At 68.8% G+C, this 2,823-nt stretch carries 3 protein-coding genes; all 3 read right to left on the reverse strand.

The genetic code is table 11. From position 1 onward, the window contains the following. Window positions 1-1,495 (reverse strand): peptidoglycan D,D-transpeptidase FtsI family protein (locus AC1D15_RS25475; RefSeq protein WP_477828185.1); only part of this gene is annotated, 1,495 nt, incomplete at its 3' end. 83 nt (window positions 1,496-1,578) lie between these two features. Then, complete coding sequence (gene ftsL / locus AC1D15_RS25480) at window positions 1,579-1,866, reverse strand: cell division protein FtsL (protein ID WP_477828184.1); 288 nt, start codon at window positions 1,864-1,866, stop codon at window positions 1,579-1,581. Next, the gene (rsmH, locus tag AC1D15_RS25485; protein WP_477828186.1) at window positions 1,863-2,813 is read right to left on the reverse strand and encodes a 16S rRNA (cytosine(1402)-N(4))-methyltransferase RsmH; all 951 of its coding nucleotides are present in this window, start codon (window positions 2,811-2,813) and stop codon (window positions 1,863-1,865) included. The genes ftsL and rsmH overlap by 4 nt, the downstream gene beginning before the upstream one ends. Window positions 2,814-2,823: the final 10 nt, after the last annotated feature.

Below are 2,823 nucleotides of genomic sequence, written 5' to 3' on the forward strand. Positions count from 1 at the left end.
AGCCCTTGCCTTCCTGCTTGTACGCGGTGCCGGACTTGCCGCCCACCGAGTAGCCCGGCACCTGCGCCTTCGGGGCGGTGCCGCCTTCGAGCGTGACCAGGTGCATCATCTCGCGCACCTGCTTCGCGACCTTCGGCGAGATCACGCGGATGCCGGCCGGCGTCGGGGTATCGACCTGCCGGTTCTTCACCAGCGACACCGGGATCAGCTCGCCATCGTGCGCGAACACCGTGTAGGCGCGTGCGATCTGGAACAGCGAGGCCGACAGCCCGTAGCCGTAGCTCATCGTCGCCTGCTCGATCGGCCGCCACGACTTGTACGGGCGCAGCCGGCCGGTCACCGCGCCGGGGAACCCGATCTGCGGCTTCTGGCCGAAGCCGACCTGCGAGTACAGCTCCCACATCTCGCGCGGCTGGAACTGCATCGCCATGCGCACCGCACCGACGTTGCTCGATTTCTGGATCGTCTGCGACACCGTCAGGTCGCCGTGCGCGTGCGAATCGGTGATCACCGAGCCGGCGAAGTTCAGGCGGCCGGGCGCCGTCTGCAGCACGGTGTCGGGCGTCACGCGGCCGGTCTCGAGCGCCCAGGCGGCGATGAACGGCTTCATCGTCGAGCCGGGCTCGAAGGTGTCGGTCAGCGCGCGGTTGCGCAGCTGCGCGCCGGAGAGGTTCTTGCGGTCGCCCGGCGCGTAGCTCGGGAAGTTCGACAGCGCCAGCACCTCGCCGGTCTGCGCGTCGAGCACGACGACGCTGCCGGCCTTGGCCTTGTTCTCGGTCACCGCATCGCGGATGCGCTGGTAGGCATAGAACTGCACCTTCGAGTCGATCGACAGCTCGATGTCGCGGCCGTCGACCGGCGCGACGCTCTCGCCGATGTCCTCGACGACGCGGCCGAGCCGGTCCTTCACGACGCGGCGCGTGCCGTTGCGGCCCTGCAGCTCCTTCTGGAACGCGAGCTCGATGCCTTCCTGGCCGTTCTCCTCGACGTTGGTGAAGCCGACGACGTGCGCCGCGGCCTCGCCCTCGGGGTACTTGCGCTTGAACTCGCGCACCTGGAACAGCCCCTTGACGCCGAGCCCGAGCGCATCCTTCGCGACCTGTTCGTCGACCTGGCGGCGCAGCCAGACGAAGTTCGGGCTGTCGTCGAGCTTGCCGGCCAGCTCGGCCGGCGTGTAGCCGAGCAGCTTCGCGAGCTGGGCGCGCTGCTTCTTGTCGGCCTCGAACTCCTTCGGGATCACCCACAGCGACGGCGCCGGCACGCTGGACGCGAGGATCATGCCGTTGCGGTCGATGATGCGGCCGCGGCTGGCCGACAGGTCAAGCGTGCGCGCGTAGCGGATCTCGCCCTGCTTCAGGAAGAAGTCGTTGCCGATGATCTGCACGTAGACGGCGCGGCCGACCAGCACGCAGAAGCCCAGCCCGACCAGGCCGACCAGGAACTTCGAGCGCCACGGCGGCGTCTTCGACGCGAGCAGCGGGCTGGTCGAGTACATGACGCTGCGCACGTTGACCGCGCCGGCGCGTGCCGGGTTCGGCCGGGCATCGCCGCCGAACTGGCGGATCTTGTCGATCCAGCTCATCTGGCGGCCCCCGAGGCGGCGGGCGCGTACGCGACGTACTGCGTGACGGCCGGCGTGGCATTGCGCATCGCGAGCTTGTCGCGCGCGACGCGTTCGACGCGCAGCGGCGTCGCCTGCGACTGCTTGTCGGCCAGCAGCCGCTCGTGCTCGATCTCGAGCTGGTGCGCCTCGCTGGTGGCGCGGTCGACCTCGGCGAAGAGGCGCCGCGCGTCGTACGACACGCGCACCAGGTAGATGCTGCTGGCGATCAGCGCGATGAGCAGCACGAGGTTGATGCGGGTCATGCCGGCACCTCGGTGCGCTCGGCGATGCGCATGATGGCCGAGCGCGAGCGCGGGTTGGCGCGCACCTCGGTCTCGGACGGCTTCACGCGGGCGATTGCCTTCAGCCGGCTCGGCCGCTCGGGGGCGAACGGGGCGCGGCGGTCGAACTCGCTCTTGCTTTCGCGGGCGATGAAGTTCTTCACGATGCGGTCTTCGAGCGAATGGAAGCTGATCACGACGAGCCTGCCGCCCGGCGCCAGCAATCCGAGGGCTGCGTTCAGCCCCTGTTCGAGTTCCTCAAGCTCGGCGTTGACGAAAATCCGAAGAGCTTGAAATGTGCGCGTTGCAGGATCCTGGCCCGGCTCGCGGGTCTTGACCGCACCAGCCACGACGTGGGAAAGCTCTGCGGTGGTGCGAACTGGATGCCCGCCCTCGCGCCGAGCAACAAGCGCCTTTGCAACCGATACAGCAAACCGTTCTTCCCCATAGTCGCGTACCACCTCTGCAATGTGGCGCTCGTCGGCGCGGGCCAGAAAATCCGCAGCGCTTTCGCCGCGGGTCGTGTCCATGCGCATGTCCAGCGGTCCGTCGAAGCGGAAGCTGAAGCCACGTTCGGGGTTGTCGATCTGCGGCGACGAGACACCCAGGTCGAGCAGCACGCCGTCGACCTGGGCGATGCCGAGTTCGGCCAGCACATCCGACATGCCGCCGAAAGGCGAGTGGTGGATGGAAAAACGCGGGTCATCGACCCGCGTTGCGCCCGACGCTGCCGCGGCGATGGCGTCCGGGTCGCGATCGATCGCCACCAGCCTTCCCCCGGGCGCGAGCCGGCCGAGCAGCAGGCGCGAATGGCCGCCGCGGCCGAAGGTGCCGTCGACGTAGATGCCGTCAGTGCGCGTGAACACGCCGTCGACGGCCTCGTCGAGGAGGACGGTCTGGTGCTGGAAGCTGTCGGTACTGCGGGTCATGGCGTCTAGC

The sequence above is a fragment of the Rhizobacter sp. P2_H2 genome (assembly GCF_056403375.1).

What these genes read in the sequence shown, in the direction of transcription:
- ftsL (WP_477828184.1), bottom strand. Translation starts at nt 1,866, where the DNA reads ATGACCCGCATCAACCTCGTGCTGCTCATCGCGCTGATCGCCAGCAGC.
- rsmH (WP_477828186.1), bottom strand. Translation starts at nt 2,813, where the DNA reads ATGACCCGCAGTACCGACAGCTTCCAGCACCAGACCGTCCTCCTCGAC.